Source organism: Geothermobacter hydrogeniphilus (assembly GCF_002898515.1).
Taxonomy (GTDB): domain Bacteria; phylum Desulfobacterota; class Desulfuromonadia; order Desulfuromonadales; family Geothermobacteraceae; genus Geothermobacter_A.
Genome location: NZ_PPFX01000006.1, coordinates 22,241 through 46,735, shown reverse-complemented (window position 1 = coordinate 46,735; position 24,495 = coordinate 22,241). Strand labels below are relative to the sequence as shown.

Below are 24,495 nucleotides of genomic sequence, written 5' to 3'. Positions count from 1 at the left end.
GACTTTCGACCTCTTTTTCACCCCCGGCAAAATAAATTTGACAACAACAGTCTATTTGGCTATTTTGCCAAATATGAACACAATGCGCCGCCAACAACTCGAAGCCCGTGCCCGGGTCCTCAAGGCTCTGGCCCACCCCTCCCGCCTGCTGATGGTCGAAGAACTGGAAGCCGGAGAGCGCTGTGTCTGCGACCTGCAACAGCTGGTCGGTGCCGACATGTCGACGGTGTCAAAACACCTCGGCGTGTTGAAGAACGCCGGCCTGGTAACCGATGACAAACGCGGCAACCAGGTCTTCTACCGTCTACGGGTCCCCTGCGTGACCGGTTTCTTCGACTGCATCGAGGCGGTGCTGAGCGAGCAGGCAAGGTGCAGTTCGGCGGTGTGCGAGGGCAAAAACTAGGCAGCCAAGTCGCCAAGGGCACTTATCAACGGCGGCTAAAGGCGAAGGGCCAAAGGTCAAGGGGGAAAAGCGTCAGGACCTTTTGCCTTTAGCCCTTCGCCCTTGGCCGATTTTGATTCTCCTGGCGTCCTTGGCGACTTGGCGGCAGACTAGATTTTACGCAAGTATTTGGCAATTTGACCAATAAGGAATTTGTCTCATGAACTGGAAAACCGAATGGAAACCGCTCTTCTGGATCATCGTCGTGTTTACCGGCTGCTTCTTTTTGCCGGTGGAGGCGCCGCGGGTGCAGGGGGCGATCATGGAATCGCTGCACCTGGTCAAGTGGTACGCCCGTGAGCATGTGCTGCTCTGCCTGGTGCCGGCCTTCTTCATCGCCGGGGCGGTGGCGGTCTTCGTCAGCCAGCAGGCGGTGATGAAGTACCTCGGGCCGAAGGCGAACAAGGCGCTCGCCTACGGCGTCGCTGCGGTTTCGGGCACCATCCTCGCGGTCTGCTCCTGCACCATCCTGCCGCTCTTCGCCGGCATCTACCGGATGGGTGCGGGCCTGGGCCCGGCCTGCGCCTTTCTCTACTCGGGACCGGCGATCAACATCCTCGCCATCGTCCTCACCGCCCGCATCCTCGGCCCGGAGATGGGCATCGCCCGCGCCGTCGGGGCGATCCTCTTTGCCGTGATCATCGGCCTCGCCATGCACTTCTTCTTCCGCCATGAAGAGGCGGAAAAGGCGGCCGCCGCGCTGGCGATGGGCGATGATGACGACGGCCGGCCGCTGTGGCAGACCAGCCTCTACTTCGCCAGCATGGTCGGCATCCTGGTCTTCGCCAACTGGGGCAGAACCGATGATCCGACCGGCCTCTGGCATGACATCTACGCCGCCAAGTGGTGGATCACCAGTCTCTTCTCCATCGCCCTGGCAATGATGCTGGCGACCTGGTTCAAACTCGGTTTCACCCGCATCATCATCGCCGGCCTGCCGGCGGCGCTGATGGCGAGCCTTCAGCCGCAGCATCCGGCCCTGGCCTTCACCTTCGGCGTTATCGGCCTGTCGGTGCTGAGCAACCTGAAAACATCCCGCGACGGTGAAATGGGCCGCTGGTTCGACGAGAGCTGGGATTTCGCCAAGAAGATCCTGCCGCTGCTGCTGATCGGTGTGCTGATCGCCGGGGTGCTGCTCGGCCGCCCCGGCCACGAGGGTCTGATCCCGTCTGAGTGGGTCGCCTCGCTGGTCGGCGGCAACTCGCTGTTCGCCAATCTGTTCGCCTCGGTGTTCGGCGCCTTCATGTACTTCGCCACCCTCACCGAAGTGCCGATCCTGCAGGGGCTGATGGGTGCCGGCATGGGCAAGGGCCCGGCGCTGGCGCTGCTGCTCGCCGGTCCCGCTTTGAGCCTGCCGAACATGCTGGTGATCCGCAGCGTGATGGGAACGAAAAAGACCATTGTCTTCGTCGCGCTGGTGATGGTGATGGCGACCATCAGCGGGTTGATCTATGGAGCTGTTTTTTAAATCTTTCACCGCCAAGTCGCCAGGGACACCAAGAAAACCTTTTTCAACGGAGAGCCGCAGAGGGGGAGAGAACGCAGAGAAAGCCAAAAACAGTTTTTGGTTTTAAACCCATAAGATTCTCTCTCTGTCTCTGCCCCTCCTCGCCTCTCCGTTAAATGGGTTTTTGACCTTCTTGGCGGCCCTGGCGTCTTGGCGGCCCAACCCAAACCCCAAAAGGGAGATTCAAAATGAAAAAGATCCAGATCCTCGGAACCGGTTGTGCCAAGTGCCGGAAGCTGGCGGAGAACACCAGGCAGGCGGCCGACAGGATCGGCCTTGAGTATGAGATGGAAAAGGTCACCGACATCAACGACATCATGAAATTTGGTCTCATGGCGACACCGGGACTTGCAGTCAACGGCACACTGGTGTTGTCCGGCAAGGTGCCGAGCCCGGCCGAGCTCGAAAAGCTATTAGGGTGACACCATGAACACTTCATGGGCAACTTTGCTGACCCTCCTGCTCATGCTGTTGCTCCGGTCGCTGCCGGTCCATGCCGCCGAACCGACCATCGGCACCCTGCTCGAAGCCGTCGCCCGGCAGCCGGACATCCTGGCCAGCGATTTCAATGTGCAGGCAACCGATATCCGGCTCAAACAGGCTCACGCCGCATTGTTTCCGAAACTGACCGCCTTCAGCAGCTATGAAATGTACAACTCGCCGACCAACCTGCGGCCGATGACCCCGACCGAGGTCGATCTGAGCACTGGCACCTCGGTCCCCTTCTCCAAGCAGATCACCCGCTACGGCCTGCGGGTGGAGATGCCGCTCTTCATCAAGGAACTCTATAGCCTGGCCGACCGGGTCAGGCAGCTGCAGCAGGCGAGCCGGGCCGGTCACAAGCTGCGGCTGGTCACCCGCCAGGCTTCGGTCGTCACCCTTGACGCGGCGCTGGCTTTCAACAGCCACCTCGACAAGGCCATCTGCGCCCGCCTCGAATCGCTGCGCAAGACCCGCGACGACCTGCGGCTGGCGGTCGCCAACGGCCGCACCCCGGAGTCGGAGCTGCTGAAGGTGGAAACCCTGCTCAACGATCTGCGGAAACAGCAGAACGACCTGCAACGCCGAGCCCTCGAGCTGAAGAGCCAACTGCGGCAGCTGACCGGCATCCAGCTGGATCAGTTTGTCATGCTGACCCAGGTACGGCCGGTGGTCGAAGGGGATTTTCTCCGCCAGGTGCAGCAGCGGGCCGAGGTCGCCGCGGCGGAAAAGGAACTGCAGGGCGCCCGGGACCGGCACTACCCGGTGCTCACGCTGGAAGGCGCCGTCTCCAGCAACCGGGGAGAAGCCTACAATACCGGCAGCTCAATTGACCGCGACTATGATTATCTCGGCGTCAAGCTCTCCCTGCCGATCTTCGACCGCGGCCTGAGTACCGCCATCGACCAGGCCGAAATCCAGTTGCGCCGTAAACGGCAGCAGCTCGCCCAACTGAGCCTCGACCTGACCGCCGAAGCTGCGAGCCTGCGCGCGCAGCTGCCGGTGATCGCCCGCTCGAACCTGCTGGCCCGAACCACCCTCGACAACAACCGCCGCCTGCTCGACATCGCCAGGGTGGCCTTCCGCAACGGTCGCATGACCACTGAAGAATATCTCCGCTTTGAAACCCGGGTCCTCGATGCCGAGGCCGCCCTTCACCGGACCCACGTTGACCGCTGGCAGGTGATCAGCCGGCAAGCCGTCCTCTACGGCGACGAACTGACAGGAGTCGTCAAATGAAAAGAAAAGTTATCGTCATTCTGGTCATCCTGCTGGTTGCCGGGAGCGCCGTCGCCCTGCTGAAGAAACGCCGGGCCGATCTCGCCAGGGCGCCGGTGGCTGCCGTGCTGCCGGTGGTGGTTGACGCGGTCACACTGCAACCGCAATCGATCATCCTGACCCTGCCGGCCATGGGCGTGGTTTCTTCGGATATCTCCACCACCCTGTCAACCAAGATCAGCGGCCGGATCACCGGCCTCTACAAGCAGGAGGGCGACCAGGTTCACAAGGGGGACCTGCTGGCCCGCATTGACGACCGGGAATTGAAGGCGAAAAAAGAAGGCCTGCGGCTCAAACGCCAGAGCCTGGGCTACGATATCGCCGCCAGGCAGGAAAACCTCAAGGCGCTGCAGACGGCGCTGGAAAATGCCATTGAAACCCATGCCCGCACCAAGGAACTGCTCGATGTCAAGGGCGCCTCGGTCGAACAGTACGATAAGGAAGAAACCGAGATCGCCCAGCTGCGAGCCCAGCTGCAGAGTGCCAGGAGCGGCATCGCCATGTTGCGCTCCAGTATTAACGAGCTGCTGCAGAGTGAAAAGGAGATCGACAACCAGCTCAGCTACACCAGCATCATCGCGCCGATCGACGGCACCCTCAGTGCCCGTCTGGCGATGGTCGGCGACCTGGCGCTGCCGGGAAAACCGCTGCTGAAGATCGCCGCCACCGACGGCCTCTACCTCGATGTCAAGCTCCCCGCCAACATCCGGGCAAGCGCCATCCGCTACAACGGGCGGCAGTTTGACCTGACAGCGAAAAACCAGGCCGGTGCTGCCGGTCTGCGGGAATACCGCGCCCAGCTGCCGCTCGGCAGCTCCCTGGTTGAAGGGGAATTTCTCAACATCAAACTGGTGCTCTACACCGGCAACGGGGTGCTGCTGCCCAACGACGTACTGCTCTCCACCGAAGGACAGACCAGCGTGCTGATCTACCGCGACGGCAAGGTCGGCAAGACGGCGGTAACGGTGACCCGCCGGGGCAGTGAGGGGGTCATGGTCAACGAAAACCTCTCAGGGAAAACCCTGTTGCTGGCCAAACCGGACATCCTGCTGCGTGCCTCATCCGGCGTACCGGTCAGAATCCTCAACCACGGCAACGCCTGACGGGAGACACCATGTTTGACTTTTTCCATAAACGCCCCTACCTGCTCTACAGCCTGATCGCCGGGCTCTTTGTCCTCGGCATCTACGGCCTGATCGTGATGCCGAAAAATCTCTTTCCCGACAGCGACCGGCCGACCGTCATCATCATGAGCCAGGTCCCCGGCGCCACCCCCGGCGTAGTCGCGGCCACGGTTTCAAAACCGGTCGAGCAGGAGGTTTCGACCCTCTCGCTGATCCGCAAGGTCAGTTCGACCAATATCGCCGGGATGTCGATCGTCAGCGCCGAGTTCGAGTACAAAAAAGGCCTCGACGCGGCGGCGGTCGATATCAACAATGCCATCAACAGGGTGCGCGGCAAACTGCCCGCCGGGGTCAATCCGTCGATCTACACCGCCGGCTCCTTCGTGCTGCCGGTCGATGTTTTCGCCCTGTCACCCGCCAACCGGAACATGGATATCGATACCATCCGCAAGCTGGTGGCCAGCGATATCAAGCCGGCCCTGCTGCGCAATCCCGAAGTCGGCAATGTCGAGGTGTTCGGCGGCTTCGAAAGTGCCATCAATATCAATATCGATCCCTTTGCGGCCAGGGCTCACGGCATCTCCCTGGACAAGATCGCCGGTACCATCCGCGCCCTCGACCGCGACCTGCCGCTCGGTTTTTCCAAGGGGGACGATTCCTTCTTCACCGTCACCTACTACGGGGAACGAGACCGGGTCGAAGACCTGCAACACCTGCCGGTGGCGCCCAACGTCATCCTGGGCGATATCGCGACCATCAACTGGCAGCACCAGCGGCGCTTCTCCGGCTACCTCGGCAACGGCAGGCAGGCGATCGCCATCGCCATTCAGCGCGCTCCCGGCGGTTCGGTCCTCGCGACCAGCACGGCAGCACGGGCCGAGACCGAAAAACTCAAAACCCGCTATCCCAATATCCGTTTCGAGCTCGCCGACACCCAGCGCACGCTGATCAAGACCGCCAACACCAACATGCTCGAGGCGCTGCGCGACGCCATCATCTTCACCCTGCTGGTGATCCTGCTGTTCCTCGGCAACCTGCGCGCGGTCACCGCGGCGCTGGCCTCGATCCCGATGGTCTTCTTTGGCACCATCGCCATCATCTGGATGTTCGGCGGTGAGCTGAACCTGATCATCTACACCGCCATCATCCTCGCCCTGGGGATGCTGGTCGATGACGCGGTGGTGGTGCTGGAGAATATCGAGCGCCACCTGGCGGAACTCAAGGAAGATCTGCAGACCGCCATCGTCAACGGCACCAAAGAGGTCATCGCCCCGGTCTTCGCCGGCACCGTGGCGACCATCGCCATCATGTTCCCGTTCCTGTTTGCCGGCGACTTCCCGCAGCAGATCTTCCGGCCGCTGATCTCGACCCTGATCATCGCCCTGCTGGTCTCCTATTTTCTCTCGATCACCTTCATCCCGGCGATCTCCTTCTACCTCTACCGCAAGGGAACCGACAAGCTGCGCCTCGAGATCGGGCTGGAACGCCTCTACCAAAAGACCTTCGGGCGGCTGGTGCAACCCTACCTGGCGATCCTGAAATTCTCGGCCGGGGGACGCTCGCGCCTGCGGCGCACCCTGATGACCCTCGGCGTGCTGGTCATCCTGGCCCTCAGCATACGCAACATCATGCCGGTGATCGGCCGCGACCTGATGCCGCCGATGGATACCGGCATCATCAAGGCGCATGTCCGGTTCAGCGCCAACGAAACTGTCGAGACGGCGGAAAAACGCATCGCACCCTTCCTCGGCTGGCTGCATCAGCAGCCGGAAGTCGCAATGAGTTCGGTCAGCTTCGGCAGCGAACCAGGCGTACTCTCACTTGGCTCCGGATCACTACCGACCGAGACGACCATGACCATCAACTGCGTCGACCGTTTCCATCGCCAGGCGACGATCTGGCAGCTGGAGGATCGCTTCCGCCGCAAGCTGGCCGGGCTGCAGAACGTCAAGGCGGTCGATGTCTATGACTTCGGTGCCACACCGCTCTCCAGCATCAAGGCACCGGTCAACGTGCAGCTGCAGGCTGAAGACTACAACCTGCTGCCCGCCGCCAGCCGCAAGGTGGCTGCCGCCATGCAGCAGGTCAAGGGGCTGACCTCGATCAGCACCAGCTGGGACAAGGACTTCACCGAAGCCGAACTCGATATCGACAGCAATCGCGCCCTGGCCTACGGCATCACCCCGGTGCAGATCGCCGCGCAGCTGCCGCTGGCGGGCATCCCGGTCACCTTGAGCGGCAACCTGGTCACCATGCAGACCCAGTTCGTGCGGCTCTACTTCAACCGGCCGTTTGACAAGCGCCTGCAGGACCTGCGGCTGATCCCGATCCAGACCGCCAGGGGACCGGTGCCGCTTGAATCCCTGGCGAAGATCCGTTACCGGCTGACTGCCAACAAGATCGAACGCAATAACCTGCGCTACGCGGTCGATGTCAGCGGCTACCGCGCCAGGCGCGCTATCTCGACCCTGACGGGAGACACGGAGAAGGCGCTGCAAAGCATGGATCTCCCCGGGGTGGAAGTGCACCAGGAAGGTGACATGAAGCAGATGGGCGACACCTTCAAGCGCATGATCAAATCGATCGGCATCGGCGTGGTGCTGCTGCTGATGGCGCTGATCGCCATCTACCAGTCGCTGCGCATGTCGATCGTCATGATCCTGGTGCTGCCGCTGTCGATGATCGGCGCCTCCTGGGGGATGCTGATTTTCAACAAACCGAGCTGCATGCCGAGCCTGGTCGGCATCATGCTGCTGTTCGGCATCATCATCAAGAACTCGGTGCTGCTGATCGACTTCTACCAGCATTACCGCCAGGCGGGCAACGCCCCGTTCGATGCCGCGCTGGAGAGCGTCCGGGTACGTTTCCGCCCGGTGCTGATGACCGCCTTCGGCACCATCGCCGGGATGATCCCGATCGCTTTCGAATGGGCGGTCGGCCTGGAGCGCCTCTCGCCGCTGGCCGACGTCGCCATCGGCGGGCTGATCATCGGCACCATATTAACGTTGATATATATTCCAATTTTTGCATATAGTGTCGAATGGAAAACCATCGACCGGTAACACCGACGACCGGCATGGCAGTCATTGCCGCTGCTGGCCGAAGCCCCGGAACCCGTGGAGAATAAGATGAAGAAAATACCCGTTCTGATATGCCTGTTCCTGCTGCTCACCCCCGGCCTGCTGCCGGCAGCTGACGAAACCACCCTCAAGGCCGAGGCCGGCACCCTGGTCAAAACCTATGTCGCCAGGCTCAAGGGCGCGCTGCAGATGTCCATGGCGATGGGCGGTCCGGTGCGGGCGATTGACACCTGCGGCAAACAGGCACCGAAATTCGCCGCCGAGATGGAAGCCGCAAGCGGCTGGAAAATCGGCCGCACCAGCCTGCGCGCCCGCAATCCGGTCAATCGCCCCGACACCTGGGAAAAAGCAGGCATGGAGGAGTTTGAACGGCAGCACCGGGCCGGGATTCCGGTCGGCAAGCTGGTCAAAAGCGAGATCATGCAACAGGGGCAACAGCGACGGTTCCGCTTTCTCAAGGCGATCCCAACCGGCAAACTCTGCCTGACCTGCCATGGCGACAACATCGCCCCGGAGATCCGCCGGGCGCTGCGGCGCAATTATCCGCGGGACCGGGCGATCGGCTTCAAGGTCGGCGACCTGCGCGGCGCCTTCACCCTCAGCAAGCCGCTGGACTGAAGCCTCTGCGGTCACGGCCCCCACTGACCAACCCTTGGTGATCCGGTGGGGGACTCGGCTCAGCGGATCGATTCCCGACCATATTCCACATTTCCGAACTATTTCATTCCATCGTAAAATATGATGGAATACTATATTGACATTCATATATTGCGTTACTATATTTGTGCATATACACAAAACGAGCCCCTCGGGAATCCTGGCGGGGCGGGGAGGTCATCATGAAAATCTGTTTTCCGGTTGTCGAAAACCAGGGTCTTGAAAGCGAAGTCTACGGGCACTTCGGCTCGGCGCCGCAGTTTATTGTCGTCGACACCCGGAGCCGCGAAATCCGGGCGCTGAACAACAGTGACCAGCACCACGCCCATGGCGCCTGTCAGCCGCTGAAAGCCCTCGGCGGCCAGGATGTCGACGCCATCGTCGTCGGCGGCATCGGCGCCGGCGCGCTGATGGGGCTGAACCGGGCCGGGCTGACCGTTTACCAGGCCCAGGGGGTGACCATTGCCGACAATATCACCTGCCTCGCCGAGGATGAGTTGCCGGTGCTGACCCCGGACCGGACCTGTGGCGGTCATGGTCATGGCCACGGCGGCGGCTGTCACCACTGATCGATGTCTTCAGGGGCACTCCGCAGGGGTGCCCTATCTCACTGGAGCGAACCATGGCAGACACTTTGAGCATTGGCGTCGCGAAAACTGAAGTGCTGCTCCCGCGCGATTTTGCAGGTGACTGATGGCGCCCCGCCCGAAAAAACCGAGGAGATGCTGCAGCGCCCTGAGGGCTTTCGGAACAGTGATCTTCAAACCGGCCGGAACACCGCTGGTCGAACTGGAAAAAACCACTCTCTACCCCGATGAGACTGAAGCCATCCATCTCTGTGACAGCCTCGGGCTGACCCAGCAGCAGGCGGGGGAACGAATGGGGATTTCACGCGGCACGGTCCAGCGTCTGGTGGTCAGCGGTCGCAGGAAACTGATTGACGCTCTGCTGGAAGGCCGGGCCATTCTGCTCACGGCTGAAGAACGGGTGCCGGAAAGTAATTCTCCCGACGAAATCAGACAGTACTCCTGAATCAGTGGGTTTATGCCGGATAAAGAGTGCAAGTGCTTGGACTGAATGCGATTTCCAAAAATCTGAGGCGCACCCATAGGTTCGCCGGTGATTTTTGGGAAGCGCAGGCAGGTCAATGACTTGCGCTATTCGCCGGCGATTGACTCACTGATTCAGGAATACTGTTGAAACCCGGCATTTGGTTCAACCCCAGAACAAAGGAGCCACAGGTGCGCAACTTCACTTCTCTGCTGACCGCGTTCAGCTTTCTGGCCATGGCCTTTTCGGGGGCCATCGCCTTTGTCATGCCCCAGGGACGGATCGCCTACTGGAACAACTGGGCCCTGTTCGGCCTCGACAAGACCGCATGGAGCAATATCCACATCGCCACCGGATTGTTGTTCCTGATCGCCGGCATCATTCACACCTGCCTGAACTGGAAAACGCTGGTGAATTACCTGAGCAACCGGCGACGGAGCGGGTCCCGAAGTCGCGTGCCCCTGCTGGCAGCCGTAACCCTGACCCTGTTCTTCAGCATTGGAGCGGTCCTTGAGCCGCCACCCTTGCGGCAGTTGTTTGATTTCAACGCCCGGGTCAAAGAAGCCTGGATCGACTCCCCCGCCCAGAAACCACCGTTCGGGCATGCCGAACTGAAGCCGCTGGCCGAGTTGTGCGACAAACAGAAAATCAACCTGGACGAGGCCCTGTCGCGTCTTGTGGAAATGGGTTTTCAGGGCATCACCCCTGAAGCGACACTGAAGCAGATCGCCACGCTCAACCAGCGATCACCGGCGGAGATCTATGCTCTGCTCCGGCCGGCGGTCGCACCTGCGACTGGAAACCGTTACACCGCGGAACTGGTCGTTCAGCATTTTGACGGAACCGGCATCGGCCGCAAAAAGCTGGCCGAAATCTGCCGACAATTTTCCATCGGCCCTGAACGTGCCGCCGCAAAGCTTGCCGAGCGGAACTGGACGCTCAAAAGGAACGAGACAATCAAGGACGCCGCTGACCGTTACGGCGTATCACCGATTGAGATCCTGCAGACTCTGCTGAACGGCGAGAAGATCATTTAACACCGAAGGAGTTCTTTACATCATGTCCACAGAACCTCGAACCATCCTGATCGTCGGCGGCGTTGCTGCCGGAATGAAAACGGCTTCCCGCCTGCGCCGGCTTGACCCGCAGGCCCGGATCACCGTCATCGAACGCGGCCGAAATCTCTCCTACGGCGCCTGCGCCCTGCCCTATGTCATCGCCGATGAAATCGCGGAGCTGGATGAAGTTCGCCGCACACCCAACGGCACCCTGCGCGATGAAACCTTCTTCGCCAAGGTCAAGGGCGTCGAAGTCCTGACCGGCTGTGAAGCGGTCGCCATCGACCGGGAACGGCAGCAGCTCCGCGTCCGCCACCTGGACGATAGACGCGAGGAAGAACGGCACTACGACCAGCTGGTGCTGGCGACCGGCAGCCGGCCGATCATCCCGCCGCTGCCCGGTGTCGAGCTGGAGGGCGTGCAACCACTGAAAAGGGTTGAGGACGCCGCCGCCATCCTCGACCGGCTGCAACCGGGTGCCCGGGCGGTGATCGTCGGCGGCGGGCTGATCGGCCTGGAAATGGCTGAAGCCCTCCGCGCCCGGCAGCTGGAAGTACGGTTGCTGGAGATGCAGCCGCAGGTCCTGTCCGGTATTCTCGATGCCGACCTGGCGGAGCAGGTCCACCGCACCCTGCGCCTGAACGGCGTCGCCCTGCATCTCGGAGAAGCCCTGCAGGCCATCGAAGGCGAAGGCGGCCGGGCCGTGCGGGTCCGCACCGCGGGCGGCAGCTATCCCGCCGAGCTGGTGATTCTCTCCCTGGGGGTGAAACCGAACGTCGAACTGGCGCGGGAATCCGGCCTGGAAATCGGAATCAGCGGCGCCATTGCGGTCAACGAACATCTGCAGACCAGTGACCCGGCGATTTACGCCGCCGGCGACTGTGTCGAGAGCCGTCACCTGATCAACGGCAATCCGTTCTATCTGCCCCTCGGCTCCACCGCCAACAAACATGGCCGGGTGGTTGCCGACAGCCTCTGCGACCGGACAACCTATTTCCCCGGCATCCTCGGCAGCCTGCTGGTCAAGGTTTTCGGCCTCAATGTCGGCCGCACCGGCTTCTCGGAACAGCAGGCGCGGGAAGCGGGGTTCGAACCGGTCAGCATTCTCGCCCCCTCACCGGACCGGGTTCATTCGATGCCTTCCGCCCGACCGATCCTGACCCGTCTGACCGTCGACCGCGCCAGCCGTCGCCTGTTGGGCGCGCAGATCGTCGGACCGGGAGAGGTGGCCAAACGGATCGACGTGGTCGCCACCGCCCTCAGTTTCGGCGCCGGTCTCAACCGCTTTGCCCAGCTCGACCTCGGCTACGCGCCTCCCTTTTCCGGCGCCATGGATCCGTTGCACCAGGCGGCCAACGCCCTGCGCAACAAGCTCGACGGCCTGGCCGACAGCCTCAGCCCGCTGCAGCTGCGTCAACGGCTCGATGCCGGGGAGGAGCTCCTGCTGCTCGACGTGCGTTCTCCGGACGAATACGCCGAAGTACGCATCCCCGGCGCCATCCTGCTGCCTCTCGGCCGACTGCGGTCCGGGACAGCGGAGCTGCCGAAAGACAGGCTGATCGTCCCCTTCTGCAAAATCAGCCTGCGCGGTTACGAAGCAACCCGCATCCTGCTGGCGGCCGGATTCGAGAAGGTCGCCTACCTCGAAGGCGGGATCCTCGGCTGGCCGTTTGAACTGGAGCGGGGTTAGGGGGAGAGAAATACCGTGGTCTGAAACCGGGGGGCATTCCCTCCGATCCCGAATCGACGTCGATCAAAAAAAATCCCCGTCGACACCACTGACGGCGCCGACGGGGATTTTCATTCAGTAGATAGAGTCCGCCCGCTACTTGCCTTTTTCCATCATGTATTCAACCGCCGCCCGGACCTCGGCATCACTCAACTCGGCATGGCCGCCCCGGGCCGGCATGGCCCCCTTCCCCTTGATGGCGGTCCTGGTCATTGCATCTGTCCCCTCGGCAATACGTTCTTTCCAGGCCGCCTTGTTGCCCAGCTGGGGAGCACCGGCGATGCCGGTATTGTGACAGACGCTGCAGGCCTTGTGGTAAATCGCCTCCCCGTTCGGTGCGGCCCAACCGGCAACAGGAAGCGTCAGGGTCATCGCGGCAAGCAACATAATCAGTTTTTTCATCGGCACAGCTCCTTGGTTATGTCCTGAATCAGGGACGTGGTGTCAACTGTTCAACAGGATACTGCAGAAGCCTGCAATCGCAACCGGGGGACAAAAGACGGGAAACCGCCCATTGCGGACGGAGCTCTTTTCCCGTCTCAGCAGCAGCCCCCGCCACCGGAGGGTTCTTCTGCGGCCGGCTGGCAGTCGAAGGGGCCGTAATGCACCGAGCGGTCACCGACGATCTCGAAATGAGGTGCGAAACGGGTCTGCTGCAGCATCGCCGCGGTGTTGCCGCAGACCAGCAGCGGCTTGCCGGTCAGCAGCCGGTGGTGGTCGTCGAGGTCGAAATGATGCGGATGGTCCTCGATGGTTCCCCGGTAGATCGCCACCTGGCCGTAGTCCTCGCAGATATCCTCCAGACAGGCCAGCTTGAAGGCGCGCACGGTGATCGAATAGAAGTCGATCATGCCGGCCCTGGCTTCCAGCTCCGGGTTGTTCAGCTCGATGCGCCGGTTGCTGACCTGCCGGTAGTCGGGGCAGCCGAGCCCGACCAGCAGACGGCGAAAATCCTCGATGTAGAGCGCCCCGGCCAGGCATTCGCCGTGCAGCACCGGGTCACGACGGATCTCATCCGGCACCCTTCTGCCGGCGAAGACATCGGAAAAATAGAGTTCCCCGCCCGGCTTGAGGACGCGGAAGATTTCCCTGAAGACCCGCTCCTTGTCCGGAGAAAGATTGATCACGCAGTTGGAGATCACCAGGTCGACCGAGTTGTCCTCGATCCCTGCCGCGGCGAGGTCCTCGATGTAGCCTTGGCGAAAATCGACGTTCGGTTGTCTGAAGCCGAAACGTTCGGTCATGGTGGCGACGTAGCGCCGCGCCACGGCAATCTGCTCGTCGGTCATGTCGATACCGATCACCCGCCCCGTCTCCCCCACCAGGGCGCTGGCCAGATAGACATCACGCCCGGTTCCGGAGCCGAGATCAAGCACCGTGCAGCCCTCGATGGCCGGCGGAATCGGTGAGCCGCAGCCGTAGAACTTCTCCAGGATCTCGTCCTCGATCCGTGCCAGGATCTCCCTGTGCCGCGCTGGCAGCGATTCGCTGCTGCAGCAGGCGCTGGTCTTGAGGTCCTTCTGGCTGGAGAGGACCTTGCCGTAATAGTCCTTGACCTGGTCGATGGTGGTCTGGGAATCGTACATGGTGGTGACTTCTCCTTAGGGATTGGGATGGGTCATGGAAACAGGTTCAACCCGGCGCATGGCCCGCCAGGCAAAGACAGCCAATAACGCCCCCAGGACCGGAGCCGTCAGGTAGAGCCAGAGCAGGTGCAGGTGACCGCCGACCAGGGCCGGGGCCAGGGAACGGGCCGGGTTCATCGAGGCACCGGTGATCGGCCCGGCAAACAGGGCTTCCAGGGCGACGGTGCCGCCGATGGCAATCCCGGCCATGCGACCCTGCTCCTTGCTGCCGGTCGCGACCTGCAGAATCACCAGCATCAGCAGGAAGGTCAGCACAGCCTCCCAGACAAAGGCCAATGCCGCCGACACTCTCGGCAACGTCATGCCCAGGCCGACATTCTCGGGGAAGGTCCAGTGCAGCATCAGACTGGCCAGCAACGCCCCACCGACCTGGCTGCCGAGGTAAGCCGGCACCTCGACCAGCGGGATGCTGACAATCAGGTCCCCCCTGGGCTATTTGTATTTGTGTATTTAGGAACATTCCCCGTCCTCGCGGCGCAGAACCCAGTAGGCCCCGGCAACGGCCAGGATCAGGACACCGAGACCGATCATCAGGGCATAGGAGACGGTCTTGAAATCGACCAGAACCACCTTTCGCGCCAGAGCGAGCAGGGCGACCAGAAGGACCGCCTGAACCTTGACCAGGGGGGTCTTGCTGGTGATGTCGGGCAGAACGGTGTGGTTGAATTCCAGGGCGATAAGGACGGTCATGAAGGCGGCAAAGACCTTGAGGAAGCCCTGATGATCGAGGAGGTGATCGCCGCTGACGACAACCTTCCAGAGCTCGACACCGGCCGCCACCAGGGTCAGGATCACCGAGATTCCGACCATCAGGGTCAGGACCGCCACCACCACCTTTTCAAACCAGTGGTAGCTGCGGGTTCCGAAAATCAGCCGTTTCATCTGGGTCCTCCTTGCTTGGGGATTGATCTTTCGAGTCTGCCCCAGGCCGAGGTGACATGCAACCCCGTAGACGCTATTTCTGTCAGGCGGGACGGGTCCTTTCCAGGGAGCCATAGTACTTCTTCCGCAGCCGGAACGCCACGTTCACCAGCCCGATCAGCGCCGGCACCTCGACCAGCGGACCGATGACCGCGGTGAAGGCAACCCCTGAGTCGAGTCCGAAGACCGCCACCGCCACGGCGATCGCCAGCTCGAAGTTGTTGCCGGAGGCGGTAAAGGCGACGGTCGCGGTCCTGCTGTAATCCGCGCCGCTTTTGATGCCCATCCAGAAACTGACCAGGAACATCACCACGAAGTAGATCAGCAGCGGGATGGCGATCCGCACCACGTCGAGGGGGATGGAGACGATCAGCTCCCCTTTCAGGCTGAACATCACCAGGATGGTGAACAGCAGCGCCACCAGGGTGATGGGACTGATTTTCGGTATGAACGTCCGCTCGTACCAGTCACGCCCCTTCGACTTGACCAGCACCAGCCGGGTCAGCATCCCGGCAACGAAGGGGATGCCGAGATAGATGGCGACACTCTCGGCGATCTGGCCGATGGAAATTTCGACCACCGCGCCCTGCAGCCCGAACAACGGCGGCAGGACGGTCACGAAGAACCAGGCATAGACCGAGTAGAAGAGAACCTGAAAAACCGAGTTGAAGGCCACCAGGCCGGCACAGTACTCGGTGTTGCCCTTCGCCAGTTCGTTCCAGACGATGACCATGGCAATGCAGCGCGCCAGGCCGATCATGATCAACCCGACCATGTACTCCGGATAGTTGTGCAGGAAGACGATGGCGAGGATGAACATCAGGATCGGACCGATCACCCAGTTCTGGATCAGCGAGATGCCGAGAATCCGCTTGTTGGCAAACACCTCGCCCAGCTCCTCGTAGCGCACCTTGGCCAGCGGCGGGTACATCATCAGGATCAGACCGATGGCGATAGGGATGTTGGTGGTGCCGACGGAAAAGGCATTGACCAGGTCCTTGACGCCGGGAAACAGCCAGCCGGTCCCGACACCGACGAACATGGCGAGGAAGATCCACAGGGTCAGGTAGCGGTCAAGAAAGGAGAGTTTTTTGGTGAGTCCGTGTTGCATGGTGAAAAAACCTTTCAAAGATGAAAGACGGCTAAAGGCAAAGGGCCAAAGGCTAAGGGGAAAATCCGTGGTCAAAACCCTTCGCCTTTCGCCCTTAGCCCTTAGCCCTTAGCCCTTAGCCGATTTTGCTTGTAAAAAATTCCCCCAGCCGCTGACGAATCTCATCGCGCACCCGCCGGTAGACATTCAGTACCTCCTCCTCGCTGCCGGTCGCCTTCGGCGGATCGTCGAAGCCGATGTGGATCCGTTTGGTACTGCCGAAAAAGAGCGGACACTTCTCGTCGGCGTCGCCGCAGAGGGTAATGACGTAATCGAAAGGCTCACCCTGGAAGCGGCTGAGGTGATCGGAGCTGTTGCCGGAGATGTCGATGCCGACCTCGGCCATCACCCGTACCGCTTTCGGGTTGAGGCCGTGCGGCTCGGTGCCGGCGGAGAAGGCTTCGATCCGGCCGGCGAAGTCGTGGTTGATGAGGCCGTCGGCCATCTGGCTGCGGCAGGAATTGCCGGTGCAGAGAAAGAGGACGCGTGTTTTTGCCATCGGGGAAAACCTTTCAAAAATCTTGGGCCGCCAAGACGCCAAGAAAACCTTTTTTGATGCTTTTACAAAAAAGCATCAAGAGTGCTGGCTAAGCAAAAAGCGTCAGCAACAAGGCGCGCGTTTGTCGAGCAATGAGGCGTACTTACGTACGTCGAAGCCGCGAGACAAGCGTAGCGACGCCGTTGCTGGCGAGTTTTTGCGACGCCATCTTTTTTAACGGAGAGCCACATAGAGGGAGAGGACGCAGAGAAAACCAAAAACAGTTTTGGTTTTAAACCTAAAATGATTCTCTCTCCGGCTCTGCCCCTCCCCACCTCTCCGTTAAATGAGTTTTTGACCTTCTTGGCGCCCTTGGCGTCTTGAGTGAGCAACGCGAACGGGCGGCGTCATAAACATTCTGCTTCGCTTTTCTTCCGCAAATACTCCCACAGGGCCGCCAGGTCATCAGTGCCGCGCTCACAGGTTGCCATGCGTTCCAGCAGGGGGGCGAGGATCGCCGTCGCCGCAGCGTCATCGGCCAGCCGATAGTACATCCAGCTGCCCCGCCGCTGGTCGACCACCCAACCGCCACGACGGAGGATGGCGAGATGGCGCGAGACGGTCGACTGCGGCAGGTTGAGGACGGCGAACAGGTCGCAGACACAGAGTTCGGCATCCCGCAGCAGGTTGAGAATCCGCAGCCGGGTTTCGTCGCCGAGAGCCTTGATTTCGTCAGTGAGTTTTTTCATGGAAATAATGATATCCAGATATCCGAATTACTTGCAAGACATTTTCTTGCGTTTCCAGTTTTTCCTTGCACCCTGATGAAACATCTCTTACAATTTGCTCCGTTATGCAGAATGCGCACAACGGAAAAACCGACAGCTCCGATCTCACCGGGGTCTTACTGGCCGGCGGCAGAAGTCTGCGCATGGGGCGCGACAAGGCGCGGCTGCAAATCGACGGACAACCCCTCTACCGGCGCGCCCTCGACCTGCTGCGCCATTTCTGCGTCCGGGTGCTGATCGCCGGCGACCGTCCCGACCTGGAGGGCCCCGATCTGCCCTCGGTCCCCGACCTCTACCCCGGCAGCGCCCTGGGGGGGCTGTATACCGGGCTGCGGGCGGCGGAAACTGACTGGATCCTGGTCGCGCCCTGCGACATGCCCCGCCCCGACCCGGCTATTGTCGAACGGATGCTGGCACTGCGGCAAGGACGGGATGCCGTCGTCCCGCGCACCCCCGAAGGCTACGAGCCGGTGTTCGCTCTCTATCACCGGAACTGCCTCGGGCAGATGGAAGAGATGCTGCGCCAGGACCAGTACCGTATCTACGATTTCTACCAGCGGATCAACATCCGCTATCTCGATCCGCCGGAGCTGCCGCCGGGCTGGCAGCGTTCGCTGGTCAATCTCAACACTCCCGAGCAACTGGCCCGGTTCAAGGACCTTCAGGAAGGAGAAACAGCCATGACCCCACCGGTCGTCTCCGTGGTCGCCAAAAGCGGTACCGGCAAGACCACCTTGCTGGAGAAACTGATTGCCGAACTGAAACAGCGCGGTCATCGGGTGGCCGCCATCAAGCACGACGCCCACAGCTTCAGTATCGATCACGAGGGCAAGGACTCCTGGCGCCTGACCCGGGCCGGAGCTGACACCATGCTGATCACATCACCACAGCAGATCGCCATGGTGAAACAGAATCCCGCCGACAAGGAACCCTCCCTCGACGAGACCATCGCCACCTACTGCGGCGATGTCGACATCATCCTCACCGAAGGATTCAAACGCAGCAGCATGCCGAAGATCGAAGTCCACCGCCGGGCGCGCAGCGAACAGCTGCTGTGCCGGGGGAAGGAGCACGATCCAACCCTGATCGCGGTCGCCAGCGATGTCCGGCTTGAGCTGGACGTGCCCTGTTTCGACCTGAATGACGCGCCGGCAATCGTCGATTTCATCGAGGAGCGTTTTTTGCGGTAAATCTCAGATTTGGGGCCGCCAAGACGCCAGGGACGCCAAGAAAACCTTTTTTAACGGAGAGTCGCAGAGAGGGAGAGGACGCAGGGAAAATCAAAAACGGTTATTGGTTTTAAACCCAAAAGATTTTCTTTCTGTCTCTGCTCCTCTCCACCTCTCCGTTAAATGTGATCTTGGCCTTCTTAGCGCTCCTGGCGTCTTGGTGGCGAAAGGCTTGATTTCAATGAAAACCATCCGCGTGCGCAGCAAAGTCTGGCTGGAAGTCGATGGCGAGCCCCTGCTGGGCGACGGCCGGGAGCGGCTGCTGCAGGCCATCCAGCGAACCGGATCGCTCAACGCGGCCGCCGCCGAACTCGGCATCCCCTATCGCAAGGTCTGGTCACAGTTGCGACAGATGGAGGAGCATGCCCCCTTTCCCCTGGTGAGGCGGGTCAAGGGCGGCAAGGGGGGGGGATCAACGTCCCTCACCGAGCAGACGGTTGCCCTGCTGGCGCGCTATGCCCGGCTCAAACAGGGACTGGAGGCGATGGTCGACGAGAAATTCCGCGAGGAGGCACAGGATGATCTTTAGCTGCTCCCGGGCCCTCGGGATCCTGGGGTGCCTTGCCCTGCTGTTGATCCCGGTGATTGCCCCGGCGGACGAAATCACCGTGTTTGCCGGCTCCGCCTCCCAACCCCCGCTGGAAGAACTGGCCGCGGCCTACCGGCAGCAGACCGGCAACCGGGTCATTCTCCATTTCGGCGGTTCGGGAACCATGCTCAACCAGATCCGCCTGACCGGGGCGGGTGACCTCTACATCCCCGGTTCACCCGATTTCCTCAGCAAGGCACAGCGCTTTCAGCTGCTCGACCCGGGCGCGAAAATTCTCGCCTACCTGCTGCCGGCGATCATCGTCCCCAAGGGAAACCCGGCGAAGATCAGCGGCCTGAACGACCTGGCGCGGCCCGGCCTGCGGGTCGGCATGGCCGATCCGGAAGGGGTCTGCGTCGGACTCTACGGGGTTGAGCTGCTGGCCTTCAATCACCAGCTTGAAAAAGTCCGCCCCAACCTGGTCGGCATGGTGGAAAGCTGCGCCAAGGCCGCCGCCATGATCCCCTTGGGACAGGTTGATGCCGTCCTCGGCTGGCGGGAATTCGGCAGCTGGAACCCGGCAGCAAGCGAGGTCATCCTGCTGCGACCGGAGCAGATCCCGCGCATCGCCTACATCCCGGCGGCGGTGATCCGTACCAGTTCCCGCAAACGGGCCGCCGGGGATTTCCTGCGGTTCCTGACCGGCCCTGAAGGCGCCGCGGTCTTTGCGCGCTGGGGATATATCACCGATGAAACCGACATCCGCCGCCTGGCGCCACAGGCAACACTGGGCGGCGAGTACCCGTTGCCCGGAGACTGGCAATAATGACCCCCCATCACAACAGAGCCTTCCGGCTGGCCCTGGTTCTGCCGCTGGGCCTGCTGGCCGGTTATTTCCTGCTGCTGCTGGGAGGACAGGCGCCCTACCTGAACGGGTCGACCCTGCGCGCCGAACTAAGTTCGTCAACCCTGCTGGATGCCATCCGCCTCAGCCTGGTCAGCGCCACCATCGCCACCCTGGCGGCCCTGGCGTTTGCCGTTCCGGCCGGCTACGCCCTGGCCCGGCTGAACTTTCCGGGCAAGCGCCTGCTCGACACCCTGCTTGACCTGCCGGTGGTGCTGACTCCGGTCGCTCTCGGCACCCTGATCCTGATGGCGCTGAACACCCCGCCCGGTCGTTTCCTGCACAGCCTGGGGCTGACCCTGCCATTCACCGTCGCCGGGGTGATCGCGGCCCAGTTCACCGTCGTGGTGGCCATGGCGGTGCGGATGCTCAAGGCAAGCTTTGAAGAGATTTCACCCCGTTATGAACAGGTCGCGCGGCTGCTCGGCTGCAGCGCCGGCGGCAGCTTCCTGCGCGTCACCCTGCCGTTGGCACGACGCGGCATCATCGCCAGCTTCATTCTCTGCTGGGCCCGGGCCATAGGCGAATTCGGCGCCACGGTGATGGTCGCCGGCACCGCCAGGGGGCAGACCGCCACCCTGCCGAGCAGCATCTACCTGGCCATGTCGGCAGCCGATCTGTCGCGCGCGGTGGTCCTGATCCTGATCCTGATCCTGATCAGCTTCGCCGTCCTCTTCCTGGTTCGGCTGGTCGGAGGGCGACGGCCATGATCCGCGCCGAACAACTGCGAATCGCGTGCGGTGATTTCCGCCTGGGACCGGTTGATCTCAGCATCCCGGCCGGCAGTTACCTCACCCTGCTGGGCCCGTCCGGCGCCGGCAAGACCATCCTTCTCGAAGCCCTGATGGGATTGTTGAAACCCGCTGCCGGGAGGGTGCTTCTTAATGGCGAAGAAATGGCGGCGCAACCGCCGGAGCGGCGTAATATCGCCTACCTGCCTCAGGACCTGGCCCTCTTTCCCCACCTTTCGGTGCAAGACAACATCCTCTTCGGCAGCCGGGTGCGCCGCCTCGATCCGGCCGCCAGCCGGGACCGGCTGGCGGAACTGGTCGCCATGCTCGACCTTGAAGGCCCCCTCACGCGCCGGGACATCTCCACCCTGTCCGGCGGCGAAAAACAGCGCGTAGCCCTGGCCCGGGCGCTGCTGCCGAATCCGCAGCTGCTGTTTCTCGACGAACCCCATTCGGCCCTCGACGCCGGCATCACCCGCCAGCTGCAGATCAAACTGCGGCAGATCAATCGTGAACTCGGGGTCACCATCCTGCATGTCACCCACGACCAGGAGGAAGCCTTCATGCTCGGGGGGCAGATCGCCGTGCTGATCGACGGCAGACTGCAGCAGCTCGGCAGCAGCGACGAAATCTACTACGGACCCGCCAATCTGAGTGTCGCTCGCTTCCTGCGCCATCAGAACATCTTTTCCCTGACCGTCGCCGAACGGCTTCCAGATGGCCGGATGCGATTGCGGGGAGAGCTGGACCTGGTCTGCGCATCGGGACGGGATCTGCCGGTCGGCACCCGGGTGGCGGTCGGCATCCGCAACGAAGAGGTCACCCTGATCCGCCCCGACCGCCCGGTCGGGGATGACCTGCGGGACAACCTGTTCGCGGCGGTGATTGTCGACATCTTCGGATTTGGCGGCTATCATACCCTGGTTGTTAAAATCAGAGAGTCTCCGGCAACCATCGAACTCAATCTCCCCAACTGTGCTTTTCGCGACCTGGGACTGGGCACCGGCGACAAAGTCAGAATCAGCCTCAGGGCGCGCAGCCTCTGGGTCCTGCCGCCCGACGACGGAGAACCACGGGGACAACACTCATACATGGAAGGATGAAAGACAATGGCCACACTGGTTGCAACCTGCATCAGCAGCAACAAGGGAGAACGCAAGACCCCTGTCGACCAGGTCGAGCTGCGTCCCGACCACGGCATTGTCGGCGACGCCCATGCCGGGGACTGGCACCGTCAGGTGAGCCTGCTGGCCCAGGAGAGCATCGCCAAGATGCAGGCCCTGGGGCTCGATGTCGACAAGGGAGATTTCGCCGAGAACCTCACCACCGAAGGCATCGACCTGGTCAGTCTGCCGGTCGGCACTCGCCTGCAGATCGGCGCGACCCTGCTCGAAGTGACCCAGATCGGCAAGGAGTGCCACAACCGCTGCGCCATCTACTACCAGGCCGGTGACTGCGTGATGCCGAAGGAAGGCATCTTCGCCAAGGTGATCGAAGGTGGGGTGGTGAAACCGGGAGATGAGATTACCCGAATCGAACGTTAAAATCTGCCGCCAAGACGCCAGGAGCGCCAAGAAAACCTTTTTTCACGGAGAGTCGCAGAGAAAACCAAAAGCAGTTTTTGGTTTTAAACCCAAAAGATTTTTTCTCCGTCTCTGCTCCTCTCCGCCTCTCCGTTAAATGAGTTTTTGACCTTCTTGGCGTCCCTGGCGTCTTGGCGGCCCAATTTGATTTCAGGACTTTCCCATGATCAGCTACGATGAAGCCATCAAAATTGTTCTCGACACCGTCACGCCTCTGCCGCCGATCGACGTCCCTCTTGAAGCGGCGGTCGGTCATGTCCTGGCTGAACCGGTCAAGGCCTGCTGGGACCTGCCTCCGGCGGACAACTCAGCGATGGACGGTTTTGCCTTCGCCTACGCCGGACAGGACGAAGGCGGCACGCTGACCCTGATCGGCAGCGCCTTCGCCGGGCACCCCCTCGACCAGCCGGTCGCCGCCGGGGAAGCGGCGCAGATCACCACCGGCGCGCCGCTACCGCCGGGAACCGATACGGTGATACCCCTGGAAGAGGTGGAGGAACGGCAGGGATCCATCTCTCTGCTGAAAGCACCGATCCGCGGACAACACGTCCGCTACCGGGGAGAGGAATTCCGCAACGGGGAAGAACTGCTGTCGCCGGGCACCGAACTGCGCCCCGGTGAGATCGCCCTGCTCGCCTCGGCCGGCATCACCCGGGTCAGCGTTCATCCCCGGGCACGGGTGGCGATCCTCTCCACCGGCGACGAACTGGTGGAGTTGGGCGAGACGCCGGGCCCGGGCCAGATCGTCAACTCGAATCTGCCCATGCTCTGCGCCCTGCTGCGGGATATCGGCTGCGAACCGCTGCCGCTCGGCATCGGCCGGGACACCCCCGACGCCCTGGAAGTGGCGATCCGCGCCGGGCTGCAGGCCGATCTGCTGCTCTCGACAGGCGGAGTCTCGGTCGGAGAGAAAGATCACATGCAGGAAACCCTCAACCGACTCGGCTTCGAGCGCCGCTTCTGGCGAGCCCGCATCAAGCCGGGCAAACCGATCCTCTTCGGCACCCTGCAGGGCAAACCGGTTTTCGGTCTGCCGGGCAACCCGGCGGCCACCGGCGCCACCTTCGAAATCTTTGTCCGGCCCGCCCTGCGGCGCCTGGCGGGGCAGAATGACCCCCTGCCGCCGAAACTGCGCTGCACCCTGGCGGAAAAGGTCAAAGGCGGCAACAAGCGACGGAACTTCCTCTGGTGCCGGCTCGAAGAGGAGAACGGCCGCTACCGCGCCATTCCCTCCCAGCGCCAGGGCTCGGGCCAGAACCGCTCCCTGCAGGAGGCCTGCGCCCTGCTGCCGATCCCGGTTGAAAGCCCCGACCTGGAAGCCGGCAGCGAGGTGGAGGTGCTGCTGCTGAGGCTGCCGCCGGGACGAACCTGCTGAGAAGCGGCCTCGCGCAGAGGCGCTGAGACGCGGGAGATGAAAGATAGAGAAAAAACCCCAGCACCACTGCTTCAAGGCGGTCGAGATTCGTGCAGATGCATGGCGTCTCGCAACTAAAGGAGTGAGGTGTAGCGGCAGCTACTCCGCAGCGACTGAAGACGCGAGCAACGCAGCAGATGTGCGGATATCGGCCGCCCTCGCAGTACACCGCGGGGTCGCGGCCCCGCCCGCCGCCCTACTCTTTTGTGCGCACAAAAGAGTAGGCAGAAAAAGCGCCCCGAATGTCTTGCCCGCTGACGCGGGTGCCCTCCGTTCGGCAGACGTTTCGAGGCCGGGACGAAAACTCGGCTGCGCCTCAAACATTCGTCCGGCTCTTTCCCGAAACGCCCACCTCTCTCCGGCGGCGACAACACGGGGAGGACAAGTCAAAAAAATCAGAAAAAAGAACCGCCTCGATCCAGAAACCGGTCCGAGGCGGTCGAGATGTGTGCGGATGTCGGCCGCCCCTAACGCTGCAGCTGAAGGCGGTCGAGATTCGTGCATATGCAAGGCGTCTCACGCGCCGAGGAATGAGGCGTAGCGGCAGCTACGTCGGAATGACGAAACGCGGGAGCAACGCAGCAGATGTGCGGATATCGGCCGCCCCCAACACCACCGTTCCGAGGTGGTCGAGACGTGCGTAGCTGCAAGGCGTCTCACGGCTGAAAGAGTGAGGCGTAGCGGCAGCTACTCCGCAGCGACTGAAGGCGCGAGCAA

25 protein-coding genes are annotated in these 24,495 nt (G+C 62.0%); 18 read left to right on the top strand and 7 right to left on the bottom strand.

The window, feature by feature from the left end:
- Window positions 1-73 precede the first annotated feature (73 nt).
- The 11 genes from C2E25_RS04165 (at window position 74) to C2E25_RS04115 (ending at window position 12,366) form a co-directional block, all read left to right on the top strand.
- Complete coding sequence (locus C2E25_RS04165) at window positions 74-403, top strand: ArsR/SmtB family transcription factor (protein WP_103114534.1); 330 nt, start codon at window positions 74-76, stop codon at window positions 401-403.
- Between the two features lie 199 nt (window positions 404-602).
- Entirely contained in the window at window positions 603-1,910 is a 1,308-nt protein-coding gene (locus tag C2E25_RS04160; RefSeq protein ID WP_103114533.1) for a permease, read from the top strand.
- A 227-nt stretch (window positions 1,911-2,137) separates the two neighbouring features.
- Window positions 2,138-2,371 (top strand): thioredoxin family protein, encoded by a 234-nt coding sequence (locus tag C2E25_RS04155; RefSeq protein WP_103114532.1) that lies wholly within the window; start codon window positions 2,138-2,140, stop codon window positions 2,369-2,371.
- A gap of 4 nt (window positions 2,372-2,375) precedes the next feature.
- On the top strand, window positions 2,376-3,668 hold the full coding sequence (locus tag C2E25_RS04150) for a TolC family protein (RefSeq protein WP_103114531.1): 1,293 nt from the start codon (window positions 2,376-2,378) through the stop codon (window positions 3,666-3,668).
- A complete protein-coding gene (locus tag C2E25_RS04145) occupies window positions 3,665-4,810 on the top strand; it encodes an efflux RND transporter periplasmic adaptor subunit (protein WP_103114530.1) in 1,146 nt (381 codons plus the stop codon). The genes C2E25_RS04150 and C2E25_RS04145 overlap by 4 nt, the downstream gene beginning before the upstream one ends.
- A gap of 11 nt (window positions 4,811-4,821) precedes the next feature.
- Window positions 4,822-7,893 carry an efflux RND transporter permease subunit gene (locus tag C2E25_RS04140; RefSeq protein ID WP_103114529.1) on the top strand — a complete coding sequence of 1,024 codons (3,072 nt, stop codon included), beginning with the start codon at window positions 4,822-4,824 and terminating at the stop codon, window positions 7,891-7,893.
- A gap of 66 nt (window positions 7,894-7,959) precedes the next feature.
- Window positions 7,960-8,529, top strand: a complete 570-nt coding sequence (locus C2E25_RS04135) for a Tll0287-like domain-containing protein (protein ID WP_103114528.1) — start codon at window positions 7,960-7,962, stop codon at window positions 8,527-8,529.
- A gap of 221 nt (window positions 8,530-8,750) precedes the next feature.
- Window positions 8,751-9,137, top strand: coding sequence for a NifB/NifX family molybdenum-iron cluster-binding protein (locus C2E25_RS04130; RefSeq protein ID WP_103114527.1), 387 nt, complete (start codon window positions 8,751-8,753; stop codon window positions 9,135-9,137).
- Window positions 9,138-9,261: 124 nt separating this feature from the next.
- A complete protein-coding gene (locus C2E25_RS04125) occupies window positions 9,262-9,600 on the top strand; it encodes a DUF134 domain-containing protein (protein WP_103114526.1) in 339 nt (112 codons plus the stop codon).
- 209 nt (window positions 9,601-9,809) lie between these two features.
- The gene (locus C2E25_RS04120) at window positions 9,810-10,655 is read left to right on the top strand and encodes a DUF4405 domain-containing protein (RefSeq protein WP_103114525.1); all 846 of its coding nucleotides are present in this window, start codon (window positions 9,810-9,812) and stop codon (window positions 10,653-10,655) included.
- Window positions 10,656-10,677: 22 nt separating this feature from the next.
- Window positions 10,678-12,366 carry an FAD-dependent oxidoreductase gene (locus C2E25_RS04115; RefSeq protein WP_103114524.1) on the top strand — a complete coding sequence of 563 codons (1,689 nt, stop codon included), beginning with the start codon at window positions 10,678-10,680 and terminating at the stop codon, window positions 12,364-12,366.
- A 135-nt stretch (window positions 12,367-12,501) separates the two neighbouring features.
- On the opposite strand, the gene C2E25_RS04110 is transcribed toward C2E25_RS04115, so the two are convergent.
- From C2E25_RS04110 to C2E25_RS04080, 7 genes are all read right to left on the bottom strand, one after another.
- The gene (locus C2E25_RS04110; protein ID WP_103114523.1) at window positions 12,502-12,807 is read right to left on the bottom strand and encodes a c-type cytochrome; all 306 of its coding nucleotides are present in this window, start codon (window positions 12,805-12,807) and stop codon (window positions 12,502-12,504) included.
- 137 nt (window positions 12,808-12,944) lie between these two features.
- Window positions 12,945-13,991, bottom strand: a complete 1,047-nt coding sequence (locus tag C2E25_RS04105) for a methyltransferase domain-containing protein (protein WP_103114522.1) — start codon at window positions 13,989-13,991, stop codon at window positions 12,945-12,947.
- 15 nt (window positions 13,992-14,006) lie between these two features.
- Window positions 14,007-14,453 (bottom strand): aquaporin, encoded by a 447-nt coding sequence (locus C2E25_RS04100; protein WP_269845097.1) that lies wholly within the window; start codon window positions 14,451-14,453, stop codon window positions 14,007-14,009.
- A gap of 48 nt (window positions 14,454-14,501) precedes the next feature.
- A complete protein-coding gene (locus C2E25_RS04095; protein WP_158247120.1) occupies window positions 14,502-14,933 on the bottom strand; it encodes a phosphate-starvation-inducible PsiE family protein in 432 nt (143 codons plus the stop codon).
- Between the two features lie 82 nt (window positions 14,934-15,015).
- Entirely contained in the window at window positions 15,016-16,083 is a 1,068-nt protein-coding gene (arsB, locus tag C2E25_RS04090; protein WP_103114519.1) for an ACR3 family arsenite efflux transporter, read from the bottom strand.
- Window positions 16,084-16,198: 115 nt separating this feature from the next.
- Window positions 16,199-16,621: an arsenate reductase ArsC gene (locus tag C2E25_RS04085; RefSeq protein ID WP_085010765.1), complete on the bottom strand. Its 423-nt coding sequence runs from the start codon at window positions 16,619-16,621 to the stop codon at window positions 16,199-16,201.
- Between the two features lie 386 nt (window positions 16,622-17,007).
- Complete coding sequence (locus C2E25_RS04080) at window positions 17,008-17,349, bottom strand: ArsR/SmtB family transcription factor (RefSeq protein WP_103114518.1); 342 nt, start codon at window positions 17,347-17,349, stop codon at window positions 17,008-17,010.
- Window positions 17,350-17,453: 104 nt separating this feature from the next.
- Here C2E25_RS04080 and mobAB point away from each other — a divergent pair, with 104 nt between their 5' ends.
- From mobAB to glp, 7 genes are all read left to right on the top strand, one after another.
- Entirely contained in the window at window positions 17,454-18,578 is a 1,125-nt protein-coding gene (gene mobAB / locus C2E25_RS04075; protein WP_103114517.1) for a bifunctional molybdenum cofactor guanylyltransferase MobA/molybdopterin-guanine dinucleotide biosynthesis adaptor protein MobB, read from the top strand.
- 220 nt (window positions 18,579-18,798) lie between these two features.
- Complete coding sequence (locus C2E25_RS04070; protein WP_103114516.1) at window positions 18,799-19,146, top strand: winged helix-turn-helix domain-containing protein; 348 nt, start codon at window positions 18,799-18,801, stop codon at window positions 19,144-19,146.
- A complete protein-coding gene (modA, locus tag C2E25_RS04065) occupies window positions 19,136-19,972 on the top strand; it encodes a molybdate ABC transporter substrate-binding protein (protein ID WP_103114515.1) in 837 nt (278 codons plus the stop codon). The genes C2E25_RS04070 and modA overlap by 11 nt, the downstream gene beginning before the upstream one ends.
- Window positions 19,972-20,760: a molybdate ABC transporter permease subunit gene (locus C2E25_RS04060; RefSeq protein ID WP_103114514.1), complete on the top strand. Its 789-nt coding sequence runs from the start codon at window positions 19,972-19,974 to the stop codon at window positions 20,758-20,760. Before modA ends, C2E25_RS04060 begins: the two co-directional genes overlap by 1 nt.
- Entirely contained in the window at window positions 20,757-21,884 is a 1,128-nt protein-coding gene (locus tag C2E25_RS04055) for an ABC transporter ATP-binding protein (RefSeq protein WP_103114513.1), read from the top strand. Before C2E25_RS04060 ends, C2E25_RS04055 begins: the two co-directional genes overlap by 4 nt.
- A 6-nt stretch (window positions 21,885-21,890) precedes the next feature.
- Window positions 21,891-22,325, top strand: coding sequence for an MOSC domain-containing protein (locus C2E25_RS04050; protein ID WP_103114512.1), 435 nt, complete (start codon window positions 21,891-21,893; stop codon window positions 22,323-22,325).
- Window positions 22,326-22,527: 202 nt separating this feature from the next.
- Window positions 22,528-23,739 (top strand): gephyrin-like molybdotransferase Glp, encoded by a 1,212-nt coding sequence (gene glp / locus C2E25_RS04045; protein ID WP_103114511.1) that lies wholly within the window; start codon window positions 22,528-22,530, stop codon window positions 23,737-23,739.
- Window positions 23,740-24,495: the final 756 nt, after the last annotated feature.

Bases quoted from the DNA above. Each gene is read 5' to 3' on its own strand.
- C2E25_RS04165 (WP_103114534.1), top strand. From the start codon at position 74: ATGAACACAATGCGCCGCCAACAACTCGAAGCCCGTGCCCGGGTCCTC.
- C2E25_RS04160 (WP_103114533.1), top strand. From the start codon at position 603: ATGAACTGGAAAACCGAATGGAAACCGCTCTTCTGGATCATCGTCGTG.
- C2E25_RS04155 (WP_103114532.1), top strand. From the start codon at position 2,138: ATGAAAAAGATCCAGATCCTCGGAACCGGTTGTGCCAAGTGCCGGAAG.
- C2E25_RS04150 (WP_103114531.1), top strand. From the start codon at position 2,376: ATGAACACTTCATGGGCAACTTTGCTGACCCTCCTGCTCATGCTGTTG.
- C2E25_RS04145 (WP_103114530.1), top strand. From the start codon at position 3,665: ATGAAAAGAAAAGTTATCGTCATTCTGGTCATCCTGCTGGTTGCCGGG.
- C2E25_RS04140 (WP_103114529.1), top strand. From the start codon at position 4,822: ATGTTTGACTTTTTCCATAAACGCCCCTACCTGCTCTACAGCCTGATC.
- C2E25_RS04135 (WP_103114528.1), top strand. From the start codon at position 7,960: ATGAAGAAAATACCCGTTCTGATATGCCTGTTCCTGCTGCTCACCCCC.
- C2E25_RS04130 (WP_103114527.1), top strand. From the start codon at position 8,751: ATGAAAATCTGTTTTCCGGTTGTCGAAAACCAGGGTCTTGAAAGCGAA.
- C2E25_RS04125 (WP_103114526.1), top strand. From the start codon at position 9,262: ATGGCGCCCCGCCCGAAAAAACCGAGGAGATGCTGCAGCGCCCTGAGG.
- C2E25_RS04115 (WP_103114524.1), top strand. From the start codon at position 10,678: ATGTCCACAGAACCTCGAACCATCCTGATCGTCGGCGGCGTTGCTGCC.
- C2E25_RS04110 (WP_103114523.1), bottom strand. From the start codon at position 12,807: ATGAAAAAACTGATTATGTTGCTTGCCGCGATGACCCTGACGCTTCCT.
- C2E25_RS04105 (WP_103114522.1), bottom strand. From the start codon at position 13,991: ATGTACGATTCCCAGACCACCATCGACCAGGTCAAGGACTATTACGGC.
- C2E25_RS04095 (WP_158247120.1), bottom strand. From the start codon at position 14,933: ATGAAACGGCTGATTTTCGGAACCCGCAGCTACCACTGGTTTGAAAAG.
- arsB (WP_103114519.1), bottom strand. From the start codon at position 16,083: ATGCAACACGGACTCACCAAAAAACTCTCCTTTCTTGACCGCTACCTG.
- C2E25_RS04085 (WP_085010765.1), bottom strand. From the start codon at position 16,621: ATGGCAAAAACACGCGTCCTCTTTCTCTGCACCGGCAATTCCTGCCGC.
- C2E25_RS04080 (WP_103114518.1), bottom strand. From the start codon at position 17,349: ATGAAAAAACTCACTGACGAAATCAAGGCTCTCGGCGACGAAACCCGG.
- mobAB (WP_103114517.1), top strand. From the start codon at position 17,454: ATGCAGAATGCGCACAACGGAAAAACCGACAGCTCCGATCTCACCGGG.
- C2E25_RS04070 (WP_103114516.1), top strand. From the start codon at position 18,799: ATGAAAACCATCCGCGTGCGCAGCAAAGTCTGGCTGGAAGTCGATGGC.
- modA (WP_103114515.1), top strand. From the start codon at position 19,136: ATGATCTTTAGCTGCTCCCGGGCCCTCGGGATCCTGGGGTGCCTTGCC.
- C2E25_RS04060 (WP_103114514.1), top strand. From the start codon at position 19,972: ATGACCCCCCATCACAACAGAGCCTTCCGGCTGGCCCTGGTTCTGCCG.
- C2E25_RS04055 (WP_103114513.1), top strand. From the start codon at position 20,757: ATGATCCGCGCCGAACAACTGCGAATCGCGTGCGGTGATTTCCGCCTG.
- C2E25_RS04050 (WP_103114512.1), top strand. From the start codon at position 21,891: ATGGCCACACTGGTTGCAACCTGCATCAGCAGCAACAAGGGAGAACGC.
- glp (WP_103114511.1), top strand. From the start codon at position 22,528: ATGATCAGCTACGATGAAGCCATCAAAATTGTTCTCGACACCGTCACG.